Here is a 254-nt window from a genome sequence, read left to right as displayed (position 1 = left end):
CCACACTCTGTCGCGCCTGTTTGCCATTGCCCTGATAGCCCTGCTGATCGGTGCCGGTGGCTTCGGTTACTGGCGCTCCACCCAGGACCGCTTGCCCGCCGGCTTGAGCATGGGCAACGGTCGCCTGGAATCCACCGAAGTGCAGATCGCCGCCAAGATCCCCGGACGCCTGGCCGAAGTGCGGGTGGATGAAGGCGACAAAGTGCTCAAAGGCCAACTCCTGGCGCGCATGGACACCCGCACCCTTGAAGCCC

The 254-nt window shown here is 65.0% G+C and carries 1 protein-coding gene; it reads left to right on the top strand.

Annotated elements, in window-relative coordinates:
* A partial coding sequence (locus SB764_RS42495; RefSeq protein WP_410867105.1) for a biotin/lipoyl-binding protein occupies positions 1–254 on the top strand: 254 nt, incomplete at both ends.

The sequence above is a fragment of the Paraburkholderia sp. SIMBA_027 genome (genome assembly GCF_046535315.1).
In the GTDB taxonomy this organism is placed as follows: Bacteria; Pseudomonadota; Gammaproteobacteria; order Burkholderiales; family Burkholderiaceae; genus Paraburkholderia; species Paraburkholderia tropica.
The sequence above is the reverse complement of the archived record's forward strand: the minus strand, read 5'-3'. Positions and strand labels throughout refer to the sequence as shown.